Source organism: Bradyrhizobium sp. USDA 4474 (assembly GCF_054057515.1).
The window spans coordinates 71,165-93,257 of sequence record NZ_JBSRZJ010000002.1; the positions used below are offsets into that span (position 1 = coordinate 71,165).

At 64.8% G+C, this 22,093-nt stretch carries 19 protein-coding genes; 15 read left to right on the forward strand and 4 right to left on the reverse strand.

What is annotated here, in order from left to right; translation table 11 throughout:
* The first annotated feature begins 59 nt into the window (after positions 1-59).
* The 4 genes from ACVW16_RS02015 (at position 60) to ACVW16_RS02030 (ending at position 4,782) form a co-directional block, all read left to right on the forward strand.
* Positions 60-734, forward strand: coding sequence for a response regulator (locus tag ACVW16_RS02015; protein WP_456703745.1), 675 nt, complete (start codon positions 60-62; stop codon positions 732-734).
* A complete protein-coding gene (locus ACVW16_RS02020; protein ID WP_456703746.1) occupies positions 731-2,107 on the forward strand; it encodes a sensor histidine kinase in 1,377 nt (458 codons plus the stop codon). The genes ACVW16_RS02015 and ACVW16_RS02020 overlap by 4 nt, the downstream gene beginning before the upstream one ends.
* 111 nt (positions 2,108-2,218) lie before the next feature.
* The gene (locus tag ACVW16_RS02025) at positions 2,219-2,974 is read left to right on the forward strand and encodes a class I SAM-dependent methyltransferase (protein WP_456735253.1); all 756 of its coding nucleotides are present in this window, start codon (positions 2,219-2,221) and stop codon (positions 2,972-2,974) included.
* A gap of 149 nt (positions 2,975-3,123) precedes the next feature.
* The gene (locus ACVW16_RS02030) at positions 3,124-4,782 is read left to right on the forward strand and encodes a hypothetical protein (protein WP_456735254.1); all 1,659 of its coding nucleotides are present in this window, start codon (positions 3,124-3,126) and stop codon (positions 4,780-4,782) included.
* Positions 4,783-4,805: 23 nt separating this feature from the next.
* Here ACVW16_RS02030 and ACVW16_RS02035 read toward each other — a convergent pair whose 3' ends face one another.
* The 3 genes from ACVW16_RS02035 to tpiA form a co-directional block, all read right to left on the reverse strand.
* Positions 4,806-6,437: a CTP synthase gene (locus ACVW16_RS02035; RefSeq protein ID WP_456703749.1), complete on the reverse strand. Its 1,632-nt coding sequence runs from the start codon at positions 6,435-6,437 to the stop codon at positions 4,806-4,808.
* A 166-nt stretch (positions 6,438-6,603) separates the two neighbouring features.
* Positions 6,604-6,990, reverse strand: a complete 387-nt coding sequence (gene secG / locus ACVW16_RS02040; RefSeq protein WP_456735255.1) for a preprotein translocase subunit SecG — start codon at positions 6,988-6,990, stop codon at positions 6,604-6,606.
* Positions 6,991-7,137: 147 nt separating this feature from the next.
* Positions 7,138-7,896, reverse strand: coding sequence for a triose-phosphate isomerase (gene tpiA / locus ACVW16_RS02045; protein WP_456735256.1), 759 nt, complete (start codon positions 7,894-7,896; stop codon positions 7,138-7,140).
* A gap of 275 nt (positions 7,897-8,171) precedes the next feature.
* Between tpiA and ACVW16_RS02050 the strand changes: the two genes are divergently transcribed.
* From ACVW16_RS02050 to ACVW16_RS02070, 5 genes are all read left to right on the forward strand, one after another.
* Positions 8,172-10,073 (forward strand): SurA N-terminal domain-containing protein, encoded by a 1,902-nt coding sequence (locus ACVW16_RS02050; protein ID WP_456735257.1) that lies wholly within the window; start codon positions 8,172-8,174, stop codon positions 10,071-10,073.
* Between the two features lie 13 nt (positions 10,074-10,086).
* Complete coding sequence (gene trpD / locus ACVW16_RS02055) at positions 10,087-11,100, forward strand: anthranilate phosphoribosyltransferase (RefSeq protein ID WP_456703753.1); 1,014 nt, start codon at positions 10,087-10,089, stop codon at positions 11,098-11,100.
* A gap of 7 nt (positions 11,101-11,107) precedes the next feature.
* The gene (gene trpC, locus ACVW16_RS02060) at positions 11,108-11,929 is read left to right on the forward strand and encodes an indole-3-glycerol phosphate synthase TrpC (RefSeq protein ID WP_456735258.1); all 822 of its coding nucleotides are present in this window, start codon (positions 11,108-11,110) and stop codon (positions 11,927-11,929) included.
* A 31-nt stretch (positions 11,930-11,960) separates the two neighbouring features.
* On the forward strand, positions 11,961-12,476 hold the full coding sequence (gene moaC / locus ACVW16_RS02065; RefSeq protein ID WP_456705295.1) for a cyclic pyranopterin monophosphate synthase MoaC: 516 nt from the start codon (positions 11,961-11,963) through the stop codon (positions 12,474-12,476).
* 328 nt (positions 12,477-12,804) lie between these two features.
* On the forward strand, positions 12,805-15,534 hold the full coding sequence (locus ACVW16_RS02070) for a bifunctional diguanylate cyclase/phosphodiesterase (RefSeq protein WP_456703755.1): 2,730 nt from the start codon (positions 12,805-12,807) through the stop codon (positions 15,532-15,534).
* 96 nt (positions 15,535-15,630) lie between these two features.
* On the opposite strand, the gene ACVW16_RS02075 is transcribed toward ACVW16_RS02070, so the two are convergent.
* Entirely contained in the window at positions 15,631-16,974 is a 1,344-nt protein-coding gene (locus tag ACVW16_RS02075; protein ID WP_456735259.1) for a S41 family peptidase, read from the reverse strand.
* Positions 16,975-17,281: 307 nt separating this feature from the next.
* Between ACVW16_RS02075 and ACVW16_RS02080 the strand changes: the two genes are divergently transcribed.
* From ACVW16_RS02080 to ACVW16_RS02105, 6 genes are all read left to right on the forward strand, one after another.
* Positions 17,282-18,409, forward strand: a complete 1,128-nt coding sequence (locus ACVW16_RS02080) for an alpha-hydroxy acid oxidase (protein ID WP_456735260.1) — start codon at positions 17,282-17,284, stop codon at positions 18,407-18,409.
* Positions 18,409-19,050: an HAD family hydrolase gene (locus tag ACVW16_RS02085; RefSeq protein WP_456735261.1), complete on the forward strand. Its 642-nt coding sequence runs from the start codon at positions 18,409-18,411 to the stop codon at positions 19,048-19,050. Before ACVW16_RS02080 ends, ACVW16_RS02085 begins: the two co-directional genes overlap by 1 nt.
* 148 nt (positions 19,051-19,198) lie before the next feature.
* A complete protein-coding gene (locus ACVW16_RS02090; RefSeq protein WP_456703758.1) occupies positions 19,199-19,387 on the forward strand; it encodes a hypothetical protein in 189 nt (62 codons plus the stop codon).
* Positions 19,388-19,600: 213 nt separating this feature from the next.
* On the forward strand, positions 19,601-20,812 hold the full coding sequence (locus ACVW16_RS02095; protein ID WP_456735262.1) for a molybdopterin molybdotransferase MoeA: 1,212 nt from the start codon (positions 19,601-19,603) through the stop codon (positions 20,810-20,812).
* A 176-nt stretch (positions 20,813-20,988) separates the two neighbouring features.
* Complete coding sequence (lexA, locus tag ACVW16_RS02100) at positions 20,989-21,690, forward strand: transcriptional repressor LexA (RefSeq protein WP_456705296.1); 702 nt, start codon at positions 20,989-20,991, stop codon at positions 21,688-21,690.
* A 186-nt stretch (positions 21,691-21,876) separates the two neighbouring features.
* On the forward strand, positions 21,877-22,080 hold the full coding sequence (locus tag ACVW16_RS02105; RefSeq protein ID WP_456703760.1) for a hypothetical protein: 204 nt from the start codon (positions 21,877-21,879) through the stop codon (positions 22,078-22,080).
* The last annotated feature ends 13 nt before the right edge of the window (positions 22,081-22,093 follow it).

The window sequence follows — 22,093 nt, forward strand, 5'->3', positions numbered from 1 at the left end:
AATGCTGCCGCAATGATGGGGCGCTAGAATGGCTCAGTTGCGGTTCAGGTGCCTGTTACATGCGGATATTGCTCGTCGAGGATGAGATGGAGATGGCCGCAGCGCTTTCGTCCGCGTTGAGGCGCTACGACATGGTGGTGGATCACGTCCCCACGCTCGCGGACGCCGAGGAAGCGATTTCCGCCGACGTCCATGCCGCCGTCCTGCTCGACCGTCAGCTTCCGGACGGCGACGGCCTGAAGCTGATCCCGAAGCTGCGGGCGCGTGCCGGCGGCGTGCCGATCATCGTCCTGACCGCGCGCGGCGAGCTGGCCGACCGCGTCGCCGGGCTCGACAGCGGCGCCGACGACTATCTCGCCAAGCCGTTCGCGGTCGAGGAGTTATTGGCGCGGCTTCGTGCCGTGCTGCGGCGGCCTGCGGGCCTGTCCCCGGACATCATCCGCGCCGGCCGCATCGCATTCGACCTCAGTCATCGCGAGGCCAGCATCGACGGCCAGCCGTTCGAGCTGCCGCGCCGCGAGCTGCTGGTGCTCGAAGCTCTGATCCGCCGGATGGGCCGCACGGTGCTGCGCTCGGCGCTGGAAGAGGCCGTCTACAATTTCGATGACGAAATCCAGTCGAACGCGTTGGACACCCATGTCTCGCGCCTGCGGCGCAAGCTCGCTGAGGCCGATGCCGGCGTGGAGATTCACGGCATTCGCGGCGTCGGCTATCTCCTGAAGAAGCTTTCATGAGCCGGCATGACGATCCCTATTGCCTGCGCTCGCGACTGAGCTGGCGCCTCCTCGCGCTTCAGGCCGCCTTGCTTCTGGCGCTGGTTGGCGTGGTCGTCGGTGCGCTCTGCGCCTCGGGCTTCGTGCTCGCCGAGCGCGACGAGGACCGCGTGATCGATGTCGTACAGCGCGCGCTCACACGGGACGCCGAAGGCGATCTGACCCTGCGGTCGACGTCCGAACTGAAAGAGTTGCGCGCCGAGACACCCGATCTCTGGTTCCTGGTGCGCGACCGGCACGGACCTTCGCTCACCGAAGGCGCCGTGCCGGCCGAATTCGCGGCGATCGGCGGCGGCCTCGACCAGATCAGCCAGGCGCGGCTCGGCTGGCAAATGTTGGAGGATGATCCGCGCAAGCCTGCCGCGCGGCTGAAGCGCGTCGACACCGACGCCGGGAATGTGCAGATCATCACCGCGACGCAGGGCCGGATGACCGGCGCCAAGGCGCTCTTGATGACTTCCCTGGCGTTTCTCGGCATCGCCCTGCCCGGCCTTCTGGTGATGGGCACCGCGACCTTCGTCGCGACGCCGATGATCGTGCAACGCGCCTTCAGGGGGCTCGACACGACCGCCGAACAGGCGCGGCGCATCGACATCCATCAGCGCGGCGCGCGGTTGTCGGTGGAGCGCATTCCGCTGGAGGTCGTGCCGCTGGTCACCGCAATCAACGATGCGCTGGCGCGGCTCGATCAGGGCTATATCAGGCACGAGCGCTTTGTCGCCGATGCCGCGCACGAATTGCGCACGCCGATCGCGATTCTCAACACGCGGCTGGAATCCTTGCCCTCCGGTCCGGACAAGACCCGGCTCTTGGAGGACGCCGCCCGGCTGGCGACGCTCGCCGAGCAACTGCTCGACATCCAGCGGCTCGATCGTTCCGGCAACCCCTTCACGCGTGTCGATCTCGTCGCGATCGCGCAAAGCGCGGCCGCCGACCTCGCACCCCTGGCCATTGCCGCAGGTTACGACCTGGCGCTCGATGCACCCGCGATGCCGGTCGAGACGATGGGCGACGCCGCCGCGCTGGAGCGCGCGCTGACCAATCTCGTGCAGAACGCGATCCAGCACGGCCCCCGCCGCGGCACAATCGGGATTCGCGTCAGCAATCCTGCCTGCATCGAAGTCATCGACGAAGGCGACGCCATTCCGCCCGATCAACGCGAGCAGATTTTCGAGCCGTTCTATCGGCTGTCGCCGCTCGATCGCGGCGCCGGCCTTGGTCTCAACATGGTGCGCGAAATCGTGCTCCTGCACGGCGGACAGGTCTCGGTCACCGACGGCGCGGACGGTGGCACCTGCTTCAGAATGACGCTGCGGCCAACCCCGAACAGTTGATTCGAATCTGCAATCTCTGCGCGCAGCGCAATGCTGTCGCAATCCACCGCCGCGACAGTGCCTCCGCGTCACCTCTGATCCCCGAGGTGCAATCGAAATGCCGGAGTGCGCATGCCCAACGATTTTCTCTCCTTCTTCCTGTCCTGGATGTCTTCACCGCGCCAGGTCGGCGCCATCGCACCATCGGGGGCGGCGCTCGCCGATCTCATCACCCGCGAGATCACCGAAAAGACCGGCCCGATCCTCGAGCTCGGTCCCGGCACCGGCGCATTTACTTACATGCTGTTGAAACGCGGCGTCAGGCCACAGGATCTCACGCTGATCGAATACGGCTCGGACTTCATGAAGCTCCTGCAAATAAGGTTTCCCGGCGCGCGGGTGCTGTGGATGGATGCGGCACGGCTGGCGACGGAGCGGCTCTATGTCGGTGCGCCAGTCGGCGCGGTCGTGAGCGGACTGCCGCTGCTCAACATGTCGACGCGCAAGGTCGTCTCGATCCTGGGTGGCGCATTCAGCTATGTCCGCCCCGGCGGCGCGTTCTACCAATTCACCTACGGCGTGAGCTGCCCGATTCCGCGGCCGGTGCTCGACCGTCTCGGCCTGCGCGCAACGCTGGTCGACCGGGCCTTCCTGAACGTGCCGCCGGCCGCCGTGTACAAGCTGACGCGCCGGCCGCAAATGACGCTGATCGCGGGATCGGTTGCGCCGGAGCACTCGACGCGAGCGCCTTTAGAGCCGTTGCACATCGAGCCCGACTACGCCCTTACGCCACAAGGTAGAGCGGCAGTGGGCTGCAGCCAAGTAGCGCCGCGATTGAATCGCAACTGCCCCGGTGACGCTCAAATCGTATATACGAAAAATGGCTGATTTCCATCCTGCCAAAAATAAGGCCAATATGCAAAGCACGGATCCCGGCCGCTGTTCTTGATACTGTTGCGGGCTCCATCTTTCGTGTCAGCCGCCGCTGACGCCCACGAGCGGCGACGCGGCCGCAGCGATCAAGGGAGGCAGAAACAATGACCTATTTTGATCTCGGACCGTACAGCCGCACAATCACCACGTCGTCGCCGGATGCGCAGCTCTGGTTCGACCGAGGGCTCAACTGGGTATTCGGATTCAACCACGCTGAAGCGATCAAGTGTTTTCGCAAAGCGCTCGCCCACGACGCAAGCTGTGCGATGGCGCATTGGGGCATCGGCTACGCCGCGGGCCCCAACTACAACCTGCCCTGGGTTCGCTATGACGCGCAGGGCCGCCAACTGGCGCTCGCGGCATCTTACGATGCGACGCAGGACGCCCTCGCGCATGCGGGCAACGCAAGTCCGGTCGAGCATGCGCTGATCCGGGCCTTGTCTGCGCGCTATCCGCAGCGTGAGGCAATCGAGGACATGGCGCCATGGGATAAGGCCTTCACGCAGGAGATGCGCAAGGTCTTCGCCACATACTCCGATGACCTCGACGTCCGAGCCATTCTTGCCGAAGCGATCATGAACGAGACGCCATGGCTGATGTGGGACCTGGCGTCCGGAAAACCCACCACCGGAGCCGGCACCGAAGAATGCAGGGCGGTTCTGGAACAGGCTTTCGACAGGATGCCGGCCGCCTGGGATCACCCGGGGCTGCTGCATCTCTACGTTCATCTCATGGAGATGTCGCCTTTCCCGCAACGGGCGATGCGAGCCGGCGACCGGCTTCGCGCGATCATGCCCGACAGCGGACATCTGATCCACATGCCGACACATCTCGATGTGCTGTGCGGGCAGTACAATGACGTTCTGCTCTACAACCAAAAAGCGCTCGCGACCGACCGAAGGTTCCTCGCTTATTCGGACGATCCAGGTGTCTACCTGATCTACGTCATTCACAACTTTCACTTCGCAATCTACGGCGCGATGTTCCTGGGCCAATACGCTCCCGCCATCGCCGCGGCCGAGGAACTCATTGCGACCGTGCCCGATCAGGTGCTGCGCATTCAATCGCCGCCCATGGCGGACTTCCTGGAAGGCTACCTGACGATGAAGCAGCACGTTCTCGTGCGCTTCGGCAAATGGAACGACATCATTGCCCAAGCGCTGCCCGAGGATCGCGGGCTGTACTGCTCGGTGAGCGCCATGATCCACTATGCCAAGGCGGTGGCTCACTCGGCGCTTGGCCATCTCACTGAGGCCGAAACTGAAAAGGCGCTGTTCGGACAGGCGAAGGCGCGCGTCCCGGAGAGCCGGCTCGTTCACAACAACAAGGTCGTCAACCTGCTCGGCGTGGCCGAAGCCATGCTGAATGGCGAGCTCGAATATCGCAAAGGCAACTACGACACGGCGTTTGCCGAGCTGCGCAGATCGGTCGCGCTGAGCGACGCCCTGCCCTATGACGAGCCCTGGGGATGGATGCAGCCACCGCGTCACGCGCTCGGTGCGCTGCTTCTGGAGCAGGGACGCATCGGGGAAGCCGAAGCCGTGTACCGTTCCGATCTCGGCCTCGACGGAAAGTTAAGCCGGGCCTGTCAACATCCCGACAATCTGTGGTCGCTTCACGGATTGCACGAATGCCTTGTGCGGCGGGGCGACAGGGCCGAGACGCCGCTGATCAAGCAGCGGCTTGATCTCGCTCAGGCGAGGGCGGAGGTCCCGATCAAGGCGTCCTGCTTCTGTCGCAGGATGGACATCGCCGCGGCGTAGGCCGCGCAAGCCGGGATCACGCCCTACACCAGCCGGCTCTGCACCATCGCCGCCTGGATGAACGAGGCGAACAGCGGGTGCGGCTCGAACGGCCGCGACTTCAGCTCGGGGTGGAACTGGACGCCGATGAACCAGGGGTGATCCTCGTACTCGACGATCTCGGGCAGCACGCCGTCGGGCGAGAGGCCGGAGAATTTCAGGCCGTGCTGCTCGAGGCGATCCTTGTAGGCGGTGTTGACCTCGTAGCGGTGACGGTGGCGCTCCGAAATCTCGGTGGCGCCGCCATAGACCTGCGAGACGCGGCTGCCGCGGTTGAGCGCGGCGGGATAGGCGCCAAGGCGCATCGTGCCGCCGAGATCGCCGGCCTGCGAGCGCTTCTCGAGCTCGTTGCCGCGCAGCCATTCCGTCATCAGGCCGACGAGCGGCTCCTTGGTCGGGCCGAACTCGGTGGAGTTGGCATCCTCGATGCCGACGAGGTTTCGCGCCGCCTCGATCACCGCCATCTGCATGCCGAAGCAGATGCCGAAATACGGCACGTCGCGCTCGCGCGCGAACTGAGCCGCCTTGATCTTGCCCTCCGCACCACGCTGGCCGAAGCCGCCGGGCACCAGGATGCCGTTGACGTGCTCGAGGAACGGCGCCGGATCTTCCTTCTCGAAGATCTCGCTCTCGATCCAGTCGAGATTGACCTTCACCTTGTTGGCGATACCGCCATGCGAGAGGGCCTCGATCAGCGACTTGTAGGCATCCTTCATGCCCGTGTACTTGCCGACGATGGCGATGGTGACATCACCTTCGGGATTACGGATACGCTCGTTGATCTCTTGCCAGCTCTGGAGCACCGGCGGAATCCGCGAACCGATGCCGAAGGCCGCGAGCACTTCGTCGTCCAGCCCGGCCGCATGATAGGCTTCGGGCACCGCGTAGATGCTGTCGGCGTCGCGCGCCTCGATCACGGCGCTTTCGCGCACGTTGCAGAACAGGCCGAGCTTGCGCCGCTCTTCCTTCGGAATCTCGCGATCGGTCCGGCAGAGCAGGATGTCCGGCTGGATACCGATCGAGCGCAACTCCTTCACCGAATGCTGCGTCGGCTTGGTCTTCAACTCTCCGGCGCTGGGAATGTAGGGCAGCAGCGTGAGGTGAATGTAGATGGCGTGATCGCGCGGCAGCTCGTTCTTGAGCTGGCGGATCGCCTCGAAGAACGGCAGGCCCTCGATGTCGCCGACCGTGCCGCCGATCTCGACCAGGACGAAGTCGTAGTCATCATTGCCTGACAGCACGAAGTCCTTGATGGCGTTCGTGACGTGCGGCACCACCTGGATGGTCGCGCCAAGATAATCGCCGCGGCGCTCCTTCGAGATGATGTCCTGGTAGATGCGTCCCGTCGTGATGTTGTCCTGCTTGGTCGCGGGACGTCCGGTGAAACGTTCGTAGTGACCGAGATCGAGATCGGTCTCCGCGCCGTCATCGGTCACGAACACTTCGCCGTGCTGATACGGCGACATCGTTCCGGGATCGAGGTTGAGATAGGGGTCGAGCTTGCGGAGGCGGACCTTGTAGCCCCGGGCCTGCAGCAGGGCACCGAGCGCCGCTGAAGCCAGACCCTTGCCGAGCGAAGAAACCACGCCGCCGGTGATGAAGATGTACCGCGCCATGGGACCTAACCTCTAATCCCTCGAATCCGATTCGCCAAAGCGATTCGTATTCCGCCCCAAAGAATCTGCGGGCCTGTGGGTGAGCCAAAACTAAGTGTGGTAACAGAGCCTTGATGGGGGTTGTTGATGCAGGACGGTAGCCATCGTCCTGCATGGCCCCCCTGCTTTATTGCGAGCGAGGCACCTGCGGGCCGCTCGGCGCTGCCGGGGCCTGCTGCTCATCCGCCTTCTTCAGCGTATCGAGAATACCGCCCGAGGTCGGCGCGGTGATCGGGTTGACGCCGGCCGGCTGGGTCTGCGACGCCGGCTGGCCAATGATCGAGGTCGGCGCGCGGTTGTAACCGGCATACCAGGACAGGAAGAGGCTGGTCAGGAAAAAGCCGGCTGCGAGGACCGCCGTGGTGCGCGACAGCAGATTCGCCGTGCCGCGGCTCGACATGAAGCCGGCGCCGCCGCCCATGCCGAGGCCGCCGCCTTCCGACTTCTGGAGCAGCACGGCGCCGATCATGACGGCAACGATCATGAGATGGATGACGACGACAACAGTCTGCATGGTATCCTTCCGTCACAAGCCGACGGCGCCGGTGCCGGCAGCCGATCGCGCTTCGCGGGTTTTCCTGAAGTTGCGCGGTGTTACACGATCGGAAGAGGCATTGCCACCCCCGATCGGCCATGGCCCCCGCTTTACGCGGGGCAGTCTCTACTTAGGACAGCCTTGCGCGATCGCAAGGAAATCGGCCGCTTTCAGGCTGGCGCCGCCGACCAGCGCGCCATTGACGTTGTTCACCGCCATCAGCTCGGCCGCGTTCGAAGGCTTGACCGAGCCGCCGTAAAGGATCCGCATCCTGGCCCCATCTGCCTTGAACCTGGAGGTCAGGAGTTCCCGGATAAAGCCATGAATCTGCTCGACATCGGCGGAAGTGGGGGTCAGCCCCGTCCCGATGGCCCAGACCGGTTCATAGGCCACGACCAGGTTAGCGGCCGTGGAGCCATCCGGCAGCGAGCCAGCGAGTTGGCTGCGCACGATTTCGAGGGTCTGGCCGGCATCGCGCTGGGCCTGCGTCTCGCCGATGCAGACGATCGCGGCCGCGCCGGCCCGCCAGGCGGCCTCGGCCTTCTGCCGGATCAGTCCATCGCCCTCGCCATGGTCGGCGCGGCGCTCGGAATGGCCGACGATGATGGCGGTTGCGCCCGCGTCAACAAGCATTTCAGCCGCGATATCGCCAGTATGGGCGCCGGAGGCCTTGGCATGGCAATCCTGGGCCCCGACGGCGACGGCCGTGCCGCGCGCCTTGTCGGCAAAGGCCGCGATCAGGGTTGCCGGCGGGCAGACCAGCAGATCGGCCTTGCCAGCCACCTCTGCCGCCCCATTGAGCATGGCATCGAATTCGGCGGCCTGGGCCTTCAGGCCGTTCATTTTCCAGTTGCCGGCGATCAGCGGTCGGATGGCATTGGTCATGTCATTTTCCAGCAGAATGAGGTTTCTGCATGCGCTAGCAGAGCTATCGCGGCAGTTCCAGATTCTTGTTTTGACGCGTTTTCCTGACGCGAACCGGTCCCCACTTCGCTTGAAAACGCTTTCGGGCCTTTTAACCGCAGCTTGGAGCGGTCTGAGGCGAGGTTGCGGGGCGAAAGCCGCCACTTTATGATGGCATATCAATTTGGTGACGCGCTTTTGCGGAATCTGCATTAAGACGCGCTCCCGTTCCCCTCCTGCCAAACAAGTTGGACCAAATGCTTCGAGGAATGCGCAAGGCCTCATCAAACTGGGTCGGCAAGACCATTATGGCCGTCGTGATGGGCGTGTTGATTATCAGCTTCGGCATTTGGGGCATTGCGGACATTTTCCGGGGCTTCGGACAGTCCACGGTGGCCAAGGTCGGGCACACCGAGATTTCGCTCAACGAGTTCCGCCAGATCTACACCGACCGCCTCCAGCAGATCGGCCGCCAGTTCGGCCGCCCGCTGACGCCCGACCAGGCGCGCGCGTTCGGCCTTGACCGCCAGGTGCTGCAGCAAACGATTGCGGAAGCCGCTCTCGACGAAAACGCCCGCCGGCTCGGGCTCGGCGAGTCCGACGAGCAGATCCGCCAGCTCATCATGAATGATCCGAACTTCAAGGGCGTCGACGGCAAGTTCGATGCGAACCGCTTCCAGGGCTTGATCCGCAATTTCGGCTACACCGAGCAGCGTTACGTCGCCGAGCAGCGGAAGGTGGCGCTGCGCCGGCAGATTACCGGCACGATCGGCGCCGGTCTCGAGGCGCCGAAAACCATGCTTGACGTGGCAACCCGCTTCCAGAACGAGCAGCGCTCGATCGAGTTCGTCAGGCTCGACACGGCGCAGGCCGGCACCATCGAGGCGCCCTCGCCCGAGGCGCTCGCCGCCTATTTCGCGGATCACAAGGTCCAGTTCCGGGCGCCCGAATACCGCAAGATCGTGTTCGCCGTGATCTCGCCGGAGGAGATCGCCAAGTGGAGCGACGTCTCCGATGACGACGCGAAGAAGCTGTTCGATCAGCGCAAGGAGCAGCTCTCCACTCCGGAGAAGCGGCAGATCCAGCAGATCGTGTTCCCGAACGCGGCGGAGGCACAGGCCGCGCGCGAGCGCCTCGTCGGCGGGCTGTCTTTCGAAGATCTCGGCAAGGAGCGCGGGCTTAGTCCCTCCGATGTCGACCTCGGGCTCGTGACCAAGTCCTCACTCGAACCCGCTGTCGGCAATGTCGCCTTCGCGCTTCCTGTTGGCGAAATCAGCCAACCGATCCAGGGGCCCATCGGGGTCTCGATCGTCAAGGTCAACAAGATCGAGCCGGGCGTCGAGGCCGACTACGCCAAATTTGCCGGCGAGCTGAAGCGCCAGATCGCCACCGAGCGCGCGCGCACCAAGGTCGGCGAGCTCCGCGACAAGATGGAGGACGAACGCGGTGCCGGCACCAGCGTCGCCGATGCCGCAAAGAAGCTCGGGCTCACCGCCGTGACCATCGATGCCGTCGACCGCTCCGGCCGCGCACCGAACGGGCAGCCGGTCGCCGAGATCCCGCAGGGCCTCGACGTGGTCTCGCAAGCCTTCAACAGCGACGTCGGGGTCGACAACGACCCGATCTCCTACAAGGGCGGCTATGTCTGGTACGACGTGCTCGCCATCACGCCGTCGCGCGACCGCAGTCTCGACGAGGTCCGCGATCAGGTCGAGGCGCGATGGCGCCAGGACCAGATCGCGGCCAAGCTCAAGATCAAGGCGACCGAAATGGTGCAGAAGCTCGAACAGGGCGGCAAGCTCGCCGACGAGGCGGCTGCGATCAACGCCAAGGTCGAGACCGCCAGCGGCTTCAAGCGCAACGATCAGCCCGCCGGCGTGCCCGCAAGCATCGTGGCCGCCGCCTTCCGCACCGCCAAGGACGGCGTCGGACAGGCGCCCGTGACCGGCGGCACCGAGGTCATCGTCTATCGCGTCACCGACATCGTCGATCCCCCGATCGATATCGCCTCCGACGAGGTCAAGAAGCTGAAGGAGAGCATCGACAAGTCGCTGACCGACGAGCAGGTTGCCTCCTACGTCAACAAGCTTGAAGCAGACATCGGGATTAGCATTAATCAGGCCGCCTTCGCGCAAGTGACCGGCGCGAACCAGCAGTGAGTTGAAGCACGCGATGGACGACCTGAAATCGATTATTGGAAAAGTGGCGACCGGCGCCAGCCTGTCGCGCGACGAGGCCGCTTCCGCTTTCGACGCCGTGATGTCCGGCGAGGCCACGCCCTCGCAGATGGGCGGCCTGCTGATGGCGCTCAGGGTCCGCGGCGAGACCGTGGACGAGATCACCGGCGCGGTCACGGCGATGCGCTCGAAGATGCTCACGGTCGACGCGCCCGCGGAGGCTGTCGACATCGTCGGCACCGGCGGCGACGGCTCCGGTTCGGTCAATGTCTCGACCTGTGCCGCCTTCATCGTTTCTGGAACCGGGCTGCCCGTCGCCAAGCACGGCAACCGCGCGCTGTCGTCGCGCTCGGGCGCCGCGGACGTGCTGACTTCGCTCGGCGTGAAGATCGACCTCAAGCCCGAGCAGGTCGGACGCTGCGTAAGCGAGTGCGGCATCGGCTTCATGTTCGCCCCCGCTCATCATCCCGCCATGAAGAACGTCGGCCCGACCCGGGTCGAGCTCGCCACCCGCACGATCTTCAACCTGCTCGGACCGCTCTCCAACCCGGCCGGCGTGAAGCGGCAGATGGTCGGCGTGTTCTCCAGGCAATGGGTGCAGCCGCTGGCGCAGGTGCTGAAGAATCTGGGCTCAGAATCCGCCTGGGTCGTGCACGGCTCCGATGGGCTGGACGAGATCACCCTCACCGGCCCGACCTTCGTCTCCGCGCTCCACAATGGCGAGATCACCAGTTTCGAGGTTTCGCCCGAAGACGCCGGCCTGCCGCGCTGCGAGCCCGGCGCTCTCAGGGGCGGTGACGCGGATGCCAACGCGATCGCACTGCAAAGCGTCCTCGACGGCAAGCCAAGCCCTTATCGCGACGTCGCGCTCCTCAATGCCGGCGCCGCGCTCATCGTCGCCGGCCGCGCGAGGGACCTCAAGGAGGGTGTCGCGCTCGGCGCGAAATCGCTCGACAGCGGCGCGGCGAGCGCGCGGCTGAAGCATCTGATCGCGGTCTCGAACAGCTGAGCCTGTCATGTCCGATATCCTGACCAAGATCGAAGCCTACAAGCGCGAGGAGATCGCGGCGGCCAAGCGTGCCCAGCCGCTCTCGGCCGTCGAAGCGCAGGCCAAGGCGCAGGGAGCCGCGCGTGGCTTCGCACGTGCCATCAGGACCAAGCATGCCAACGGCGACTACGCGCTGATTGCCGAGGTGAAGAAGGCCTCGCCGTCCAAGGGGCTGATCCGCGAAGATTTCGATCCGCCCGATCTGGCCAGGGCCTATGAGGCAGGCGGAGCGGCTTGCCTGTCGGTGCTGACCGACACGCCCTCGTTCCAGGGCCATCTCGACTTCATGGTCGCGGCGCGCGCAGCGACCTCGCTGCCGGTGCTGCGCAAAGACTTCCTGTTCGACACCTATCAGGTCGCCGAGGCGCGCGCGCACGGCGCCGATTGCATTCTCATCATCATGGCCGCGCTCGATGACGCCACCGCCAAGGACCTCGAAGACGCCGCGATTGCCCATGGCATGGACGTGCTGATCGAGATTCACGATCGCGCCGAGCTAGAGCGCGCGCTCAAGCTGCGCTCGCCGATGATCGGGGTCAACAACCGCAATCTGCGCACCTTCGAGACCACGCTGGCGACCAGCGAGACGCTGGCGCCGCTGATCCCGAAGGACCGCTTGATGGTGGGCGAGAGCGGCATCTTCACGCCGGCGGACCTTGCCCGGCTCGAGCGCGTCGGCATGTCGACCTTCCTGGTCGGCGAGAGCCTGATGCGGCAGGCCGATGTCACGGCGGCAACACGCACCCTGCTTGCGCGCGAGACCAAGGCCCGCGCCACGGGCACGCGCTGACATGGCGCGCAAGGACATCGCGCGCAAGGACATGGCGCGCAAAGCTGCGAAGACCAACCCATCGAAAACGGCGGGCCCTGCCCTGACCCATATCGGCGCCTCCGGCGAGGCCCGGATGGTCGACGTCTCGGACAAGGCTGCAACCGAGCGGCTCGCCGTCGCCGAAGGCCGCGTCGTCATGGCGAAAGCGACCCTCGACCTGATCAGATCAGGCAATGCCAAGAAGGGCGATGTGCTCGGCACCGCGCGCATCGCCGGCATCATGGCGGCGAAGCGGACATCGGAGCTGATTCCGCTCTGTCATCCGCTGGCACTGTCGAAGGTCACGGTCGAGATTGAACCCGACGCAAAGCTGCCGGGCTGCGTGGTGCGCGCCAGCGTCAAGGTGACTGGCCAGACCGGTGTCGAGATGGAAGCGCTGACGGCGGTTTCGGTCGCCTGCCTCACCATCTACGACATGATCAAGGCGGTCGAGCGCGGCGTGCGCATCGAGGGCATCCATCTCGTCGAGAAGCTGGGCGGCAAGTCGGGCCACTACCGCGCCTGATCTCGTGATCATTCGGCGACGTGCGGATCCTGTCCTGCGCCGTTGCGAACCTCGCTTGCAGAACGCGCGGCATCGAGCGGGGCCAACACGTTAGATGGTTAAGCGCTGGTTGACGTCGCAGTCACCGGCAAGAACTGACCGGATGGCGACCGTCTCCGGCAATACTCTGCCACGCATCTTGGCCCGCCCATCGATCGGATTTGTGAGTCGCGGTTCATGTCGCATTAACCGCGCTTGCTAACGTCGCCTCCACATCGATCCCGTAAACCGACGGATGTTACGTGGATCATGAGCTGATCTTGGCGTGTGCACGGCAACGATCGATGTGATGACCAAATACGGCAGCCGCCTTCTCGACCAGGCCTTCGTGCGCGGTGGACCCATCCGCTGGCTCGTGGTGGGCGGCACACTGCTGATCGCGGCGATCGCCCTCGGCGCGATCCTGATGGCACAGAATTTCCGCGAACGCGCGCTGCGCAACTCCGGCCGCGAGCTCGAAAACACCGCGCTGCTGCTCGCTCACCATTTCGATCAGCAATTCCAGGATTTCGCAGTCATCCAGCGGGATTTCGTCGATCACGTCCGCGCCACCGGTATCGCCGGGGCAGAGGACTATCGAAAGCGCCTCTCCGGCGAGGACGTTCACCGGATGCTGCGTTCAAAAATCGAGGCCTTGCCCTACATGGGCGCCGTCAACGTCATCGATGCCGACGGCAACTTGATCAATTCGTCGATGGCGTGGCCGGTCCCGAGCGTGAACGTTGCCGATCGCGCCTATTTTCGGACCTTCAAATACACTCCCTCCTCGCCCGACGTCCTCATCGCGCCGCTTTACAGCCGGGTCTCCGGCCAATGGACGATCCTGATCGTGCGCAAGATCGTTGGACCCGACGGCGAATTCATGGGCCTCATCGCGCGCGGCATCGAACCGGCCAATTTCGAGAAGTTCTTCGAGACCGTCGTGCTCGGCGAGGGCGCGACGATCTCGATGCTGCATCGGGACGGCACCTTGCTGGCCCGCTACCCGCATTCGAGCGAAATGCTGGGACGTAATTTCAGGAACGGCTCGTTCGAGCAGCAGAGGATCTTCGCGCTCGACCATTTTGCCGGCCGCGTCGCGAGTCCTGTCGACGGCGAAGACCGGCTGGTTTCGTCGCGCGCGCTGCCCCATTTCCCGATCCTGGTGATGGCGACGACCACGCGCGCCGCGGCGCTCGCCGACTGGCGCGAGCAGATCGGCATCCTGATCTCGGTCGCCGCCGCCTCTGTGCTCGCAATTGCCGGCGTGCTGGTCGCGATCGTGCGCAAGTTGCTGTGGCAGCATCGCCTGTCCCGGGAGCGGCTGACGCTGGAGAAGCAGCGCCTCGACCGCGCCGTCAATAACATGACCCAGGGCCTGCTGCTGTTCGACGCTTCGCGGCGGCTCGTGGTCTGCAACCAGCGCTATATCGAGATGTACGGGTTGTCGCCCGCAATCGTCAAACCCGGCTGCAGCTTTCTCGACGTCATCATGCATCGGAAGGCTACCGGCTCGTTGACCGGCGATGTGGACCAGTATGTCGCACGCGTGCTGCGCGACGTCCACGTGCGCAATTCCATGGTGGTCGAGACCAGCGATGGTCGATCGATCCAGGTCCTCAACGAGCCTCTCGACGATGGCGGCTGGGTCGCGACCCATGAGGACATCACGGAGCGGCGCCGTACCGAGGAGCGCATCACCCACCTCGCCCACTACGACGCGCTGACCGACTTGCCGAACCGCGCCATGTTCCACGAACATCTTCGCGGCGAACTGGCGACCATCGTTCACGGTGAACAACTCGCCGTGCACTACATCGACATCGACGAATTCAAGGGCGTCAACGACGCGCTCGGCCATCTCGTCGGCGACGAGCTGTTGAAGTCCGTGGCGCAGAGCCTGCGCGCCTGCGCCGGCCCGAGCGATTTCGTGGCGCGGCTCGGCGGCGACGAATTTGCGATTGTGCAAATCGCCGTCACCTCGCAGGACCAGGTCAGCGAGCTCGTCGCACGGGTCTTCGCCGCGATCCGCACGCCGTTCGACTGCATGGGCCATCACCTCACCACCGATGCCAGCATCGGCATTGCGTTGGCGCCGGACCACGGCACGGCGCTGGACCAGATCCTGAAGAACGCGGATATGGCGATGTATGCAGCCAAAACCGCCGGGCGCCGCACCTACCGCTTCTTCGAACCTGAGATGGATGCCAAGGTGCGGGAGCGCCGCCAGCTCGAGATCGACCTGCGCCACGCCATTGCCCAAAGGGGGCTCGAAGGCGGCCTGGAGGTCTACTACCAGCCCTGCCTCAGCCTCAAGGACGACAGTATCGCCGGCTGCGAAGCCCTGGTGCGCTGGCGCCATCCCGAGCGCGGCATGGTTTCGCCTGCCGAGTTCATCCCGATCGCGGAAGACACCGGACTGATCAACGAGATCGGCGAATGGGTGCTGGCGACCGCCTGCCGCGACGCCGCCACCTGGCCCGACGACATCCGCCTCGCCGTCAACGTCTCGCCGGTGCAGTTCAAGAACGACACGCTGGCGCTGAAGATCATGGCGGCGCTGGCCGCGTCCAATCTGGCGGCCACCCGGCTCGAGCTCGAGATCACCGAGGCCGTGCTGATCCGCGACGACGACACCGCGCTTGCGATCCTGCATCAGCTCCGCGCCATCGGCATCCGCATCGCGCTCGACGATTTCGGTACCGGCTATTCGTCACTGAGCTATCTCCACCGCTTCCCGTTCGACAAGATCAAGATCGATCGCTGCTTCGTCAGCGACATCGCAGGTCCTGACGGCTCCGCCAGCATCGTGCAGGCCGTGGTCAATCTCGCCAGCGCCCGCCGCATGGCGACCACGGCCGAAGGCGTCGAGACCGAGGAGCAGCGGCGGCTGTTGCGCACGCTCGGCTGCACCGAGATGCAGGGCTATTTGTTCAGCGCCGCCAAACCGGCCGACAAGATCGTGGAGCTGTTTGCGCTGCATCGCAGCCGTCTCGCCCAGCGCCACGGCAATGGAGCGCGCCGCCGCGAAGCCAGCTAGGGCTTCGCAAGAGACGACCGCGCTCGCCAAACGAATTTGCCCGGAAGCGGTGATCCACTCCCGGGCGATATCGAAGGTCAAGATGACCGCTGGAAACTAGTTCGGCACCGTCGTCTTCGGCGCGGGCTTTGCGGCTGCCGCATTCACGGTGACGCCGTGCAGGAAGTCGAAGGCCGCGTGCAGTGCCTTGTCGTCCTTCTCTTCCGGTGGGACATAGGACTGCGATCCGGTCTGCTCCTTGCCGTCGGCGGCCTGCAGATGGCCGCGCATCTGGGACTCCGCGATGGTGTCGACGCGGCCCTTCAGCTCCGGCGGCACGTCCTGGAGGATCTCGATGTCGGGCGCGATGCCCTGGGCCTGGATCGAGCGGCCGGACGGCGTGTAATAGCGCGCCGTGGTCAGTGCCAGCGCACCGTTGCCGGCACCGAGCGGAATGATGGTCTGCACCGAGCCCTTGCCGAACGAGCGCGTGCCGATCAGCGTCGCGCGCTTGTGGTCATGCAGCGCGCCGGACACGATCTCCGAGGCCGAAGCAGAGCCGCCGTTGATCAGGACCACCAGCGGCTTGCCTTTGGTGAGGTCGCCGCCTTGCGCCGTGAAACGCTGGGTCTCTTCCGGATTGCGGCCGCGGGTCGAAACGACCTCGCCGCGCTGCAAGAACGCGCTCGACACCGATACCGCCTGGTCGAGCAGGCCGCCCGGGTTGTTGCGCAGGTCCATCACATAGCCGACAAGCTTGTGCTGCGGCACGTCCCTGGAAATCGACGCAATCGCTTTCTTCAGGCCGTCGGTGGTCTGCTCGTTGAACGAGGTGACGCGGATGTAGCCGATGTCGCCGTTCTCGACGTGGAAGCGCACCGGGCGCACATGGATGATCTCGCGCTTGATTGCGACGTCGAGCGGCGCGTCGGCGCCCTTGCGCACGATGGTGAGCTTGGTCTGGGTGTCGACGGGACCCTTCATCCGGTTGACGGCCTGCTCGAGCGTCATACCCTGCACGTTTTCGCCGTCGATCTTGCTGATGAGGTCGCCGGACATGATGCCGGCCTTGGACGCCGGCGTGTCGTCGATCGGCGAGACGACCTTGACGAGGCCCTCCTCCATGGTCACCTCGATGCCGAGGCCACCGAACTCACCGGAGGTGGTCTCCTGCATCTCGGTCCAGGCCTTGGCGTTCATGTAGCGCGAATGCGGATCGAGCGAGGTCACCATGCCCGTGATCGCACCTTCGATCAGCTTGGCATTGTCGGGCTTCTCGACATAGCTCGCCTTCACCCGCTCAAAGACCTCCCCGAACAGGTTGAGCTGGGAATAGGCGTCATCCGTGCCCGCGCCGACCGCCGCCCGTGCCGCCCACAGTCCGCCCTGCGGACCGGATACGAGGAGGGTCAGGCATGCGCCGGTGAGCGCGCCCAGGGGGAACAGCAGGGTTTTCCGCATGGAATGGGTGGCCTTTTCGCTTAGCGGTTCTTTTGAGGCTTGGCAGCCGCCATCCAAATGGCGATCCAGCCCGGTTCTCACAATATCATTCTGGTTTCTTCAAGGCCGGCCTGCCACGCCGGCGGGCACGCGATGAAAATCCCTTCGCCTGGACCTAAACATTTGGCAACGTTCGGAGACCAGCCCTCCCGGACAGCGGGAATCGGTCGGCCGACGACGCTTCGCAGCTATGCGAGTTTAGGATGGTTTTGGAAGGCCGAACGGGATAGGCGATGGCGTAAGACTTCAAATTCTCGGGAGGACAACAATGAACGACGCGCCCCGGCCGGAACGGAATGTCGAACTCGGCGCCAGTAACGAGCCATTCCAGAACCTGCACGAATTCATCCGGAAGGCGCGCTCCAACCTCAACCAGAACGCCTGGGACTACATCGTCGGTGCGGCCGAGACCGAGACCACCATGCGTCGCAACCGCATGGCGCTGGACGAGATCGCTTTTCGCCCCCGAGTGCTGCGCGACGTGCGCAAGGTCGATGGCTCCGTCGAGCAGTTCGGCCGCAACATGCGCCTGCCTGTCGTGCTCGCGCCTGTCGGCGCGCTGGAAATCTTCGATCCGCTTGGAGCCGCCAGCGTTGCCCGCGCCGCCGGCAGATTCGGCGCCGCCCATATGCTGAGCTCGGTTTCCGAACCCGGCCTCGAAAAGACCGCCGAAGCCGCCCCCGACGCGTTGCGCATGTACCAGCTCTATGTTCGCGGCGATGACGCGTTCGTGGCCGATGTCGTCAGCCGCGCCGAGAAGGCCAGATATGCCGCCTTCTGCCTGACCGTCGACACCGCCCATTACAGCCGTCGCGAGCGTGACATCGCCAAGCGCTACGTTCGCGAGAGCCGTCTGCGCGCTACCGGAGGCGACTACCAGAAGGGCCTGGAATGGCGGACCGTGAAAATGGTCAAGGACAAGTTCCGGATACCGTTGATCCTCAAGGGCATCGCCACTGCCGAGGACGCGCAGATCGCGGTCGATCACGGCGTCGAGTGGATCTACGTCTCCAACCATGGCGGCCGTCAGCTCGATCACGGCCGCGGTGCCATGCATGTGCTGCCCGAGATCGTCGAAGCGGTGAAGGGCCGCGCCAAGATCATGGTCGATGGCGGCATCTGCCGCGGCACCGACATCGTCAAGGCGATCGCGGCGGGCGCAGACCTCGTCGGCATCGGCCGGCTGCAATGCTGGGCACTGGCTGCGGCGGGCGAGACCGGCGTGGCGCGGATGCTCGAGCTGCTCGAGGACGAGGTGCTGCGCTGCCTCGGTCTCCTGGGCGCCACCTCCTTCGCCGAGGTCGACAAATCCTGTCTGCACCCGGCCACCGCAACCAACGCGCCGAGCGTGTTCAGCGCATTCCCGCTGTTCGACCACGAACCCTACCGATACTGATGGAAAGGACGCAAGTGACCTCGCTCTCGCCTGGTAGCGCCGATGCGCTTCTGTTCGATCTCGGACGCGTCGTGCTCGACATCGATTTCTCCAAGGCGATCACCTGCTGGGCGCGACATGCCGACTGCGAGCCGGAAGCCATCGTCGCGCGCTATATGCGCGACAGCGAGGCCTACCGGCTGCACGAGGTCGGCAAGATCAGCGACGAGGACTATTTTGCCTCGCTGCGCGCATCGCTCGGCATCGGCATCTCGGATGCGCAGTTCCTCGAAGGATGGAACGCGATCTTCGCCGGCGAGATGCCTGATATTGCGGAGCTGCTGCCGCGTGCGGCGAAGCAGATGCCGGTCTATGCCTTCTCCAACACCAACCGCCCCCATGTGGACTTTTTTTCGAAGGAATATGCCGACCTGCTCGGGCATTTCCGCGAGCTCTACCTGTCCTCGAGCATCGGGCTGCGCAAACCCGATGCGGAGGCCTTCGACCATGTCGTCGCCGCGATGGGGGTGCCCGCGAACCGCATCGTGTTCTTCGATGATCTCGCCGAGAACGTCGAAGGTGCACGGGCGCGCGGCCTGACCGCGGTGCATGTGACCTCGCCGACCGACGTCGGAAATGCCCTGAAGGCGCTGGGGATCTGACTTGGCAACCCGGCTCTGATTCCGGAGGCAATTTCACTGGAACTCGGGAACCAAAACCCTTTGTGCATTTTTGTACAGAGTTCCGGGAACGGAATCCCCGGCTCCGGACTCTATAGTCCGTTGGGAATTCTACATCGGACTTATCATCGTGTTGGGCAAAACCTACCTCACCAAGCAGGCCTCCCTGCTGATGAAATACGCCAGGACCACCTCGAATTCTGAGCTCTCCGCAAAACTGATCAGCAAGGCCGCCGACCTGAAGGCCCAGGCCGATCCAATGCCCGACAAGAATCCCAAAGCGCCTGATGTCAGTCCGAGCGAGCCGCCGGGGACCTGACCGATGCTGGCCACGGCTCTTGTCTTTGCCTTGGCCGTCGTTGTGCCGGTATGCGTCGCTCTCCTGATCATGCCGCGGCTGAACCGCCAGCTTCGTCCCACGGCTCCAGGGGTGGGATAAATCATCTTGTGCGGCTGCTTTGCCTGGACGCTCCCGCTCGGCTAGAACTCTCGCGGCTGATTTGCCCGAATGGGCGTAGCTGGAGTTTTCACCGTGGCCCTCATGCCGGTATCCGATGCGCTTGCTGCCGTGCTCGCGGGAGCGGAGCCGCTGGCCGAGGAAACAGTTGCGCTCGATCGGGCCTTTCATCGCGTGCTTGCGCGCGATGTCGCGGCGCGGCGGACGCAGCCGCCTGAGGCGATGTCGGCGATGGATGGCTATGCCGTGCGTGCGGCCGATGCGGCCAAGGTCGACACACGGCTCACGGTGATCGGCGAAGTCGCGGCCGGCCGGCCGTTTGCTGGAAGGGTCGGCGCCGGCGAAGCCGTGCGGATCTTCACCGGTGGCGTCGTTCCCGATAACGCGGATGCCGTGGTGATCCAGGAGGACACCGTCGCCGACGGCGAGTGCATCACGATCAAGGAAGCCGCCATCACCGGACGACACATCCGCCCGGCCGGCATCGACTTCCGCGAGGGCGACGTGCTCCTGCGCAGCGGCACGCGGCTCACGGAGCGCGACCTCGCACTCGCCGCCGGGATGAACCATCCGCAACTCGCGGTCCGCCGCCGGCCGACGGTCGCAATCCTCGCCACCGGCGATGAGCTGGTGATGCCGGGCTCGACGCCCGGCCACGGCCAGATCGTCTATTCCAATGGCTATGCCCTTCATGCTCTGGCTCGCAGCGAAGGTGCCGACACGATCGATCTCGGGGTCGCGGCCGATACGCTTGCCGCCACCACATCGGGCATCCGCCGCGCGCGCGAGAGCGGCGCCGACATCCTGATCACGACCGGCGGTGCCTCGGTGGGCGACCACGATCTGGTGCAACAGGCACTGAGGGACGAAGGTATCTCGATGGCGTTCTGGAAGATCGCGATGCGACCGGGCAAGCCCATGATGAACGGGCAACTGGGATCGATGCGCGTGATCGGCCTGCCCGGCAATCCCGTATCATCCTACGTTTGCGCTTTCCTGTTTCTGGTCCCGCTGATTCGCGCGCTGTCGGGGCGTTCGGTGGTTCATCATCGCCGCGAGCGCGCCGTGCTCGGCCGCGATGTCGGCGCCAACGATCAGCGCGAAGATTATCTGCGCGCGCGGCTGGCAGAGCGTGACGACGGCACGCTGGTCGCCGTTCCCGTCGATCATCAGGACTCCTCGTTGCTTTCGAATCTGGCTGCGGCACAGGCACTTCTCGTGCGCGCACCGTTCGCGCCGAAGGCCGAAGCAGGCACCGCTTGCGAGGTGCTGCGGCTGCCCGTCTGACCGCTTCGTTCGCGTGCGTTCCGCGAACTTCGTCGCGTTCACGGTAAATTAAGCAGTTGCGGAACATGTATCGAACATATAGTGTCCGTTCATGATTTGTTTCGAGCATGTAGCGGCTTATGGCTGAATTCAGCGTCTCGGAATTGAATGACATCACCAGGGGGATTTTGGTCGAGATGTTAACGCGCAAACAATACGAGCTCCTGCGGTTCATCAGCGAGCGGCTGAAGGAAAGCGGCGTGCCGCCCTCCTTCGACGAGATGAAGGACGCGCTCGATCTGCGCTCGAAATCGGGCATCCACCGCCTGATCACTGCGCTCGAGGAGCGCGGCTTCATCCGCCGTCTGCCCAACCGCGCCCGCGCGATCGAGGTGATCAAGCTGCCCGAGCTCCAGGCCGCCGCCGGCAGTCGCCGCGGCTTCACCCCGAGCGTCATCGAGGGCAACCTCGGCAAGGTGCGCATGACGTCGAGCCCGCCGGCGGATGAGGGCGAGCGTCCCGTCGCGGTGCCCGTCATGGGCCGGATCGCGGCCGGTACGCCGATCGAAGCCTTGCAGACCCGCAGCCACACTATCAGCGTTCCGCCCGACATGCTCGGCGCGGGCGAGCACTATGCGCTCGAAGTGCGCGGCGATTCCATGGTGGACGCCGGCATCCTCGACGGCGACATGGCCCTCATCCAGCGCAACGAGAGCTGCGACACTGGCGACATCGTCGTCGCCCTGATCGACGACGAGGAAGCCACCTTGAAGCGCTTCCGTCGCCGCGGCGCCTCGATCGCGCTCGAGCCAGCGAATGCCGCCTATGAGGTCCGCATCCTGCCCCCCAACCGGGTCAAGATCCAGGGCAAGCTGATCGGTCTCTATCGCAAGTACTGAGCGCCACGTTCTCGCGCGATCGGTGACTGCGATCAACGATTGGAGCGGACGATTGTCCGCTCCGGCTGGATAGACTTTCTGGTTCTGCACAGATTATCCCGCCACCTCTCCAGCCCTACATCCCCGGCATGCCGCAACGAAGCACACTCGCTTCGATGGGCCTCCAGGGAGACTGAGGAGAGAATGATGGGCAAGATCATCCTGAGCACCGTCACGATGACGCTGATCACAGCGTCCGGATCGCACGCCTTTGCTGCGCATGCGCAGCATCGCCTCGGCAAGGTGCCGCAGGCGACGAGCGCGCAGATCCGCGATGCCCGCAACGCCATCGAGCAACAGGCGCAGCCCGGCTGGCAATATTCCGGCTGGTCCGCGCCGGCCGGACGCTGAGCGCGAAGCCTCC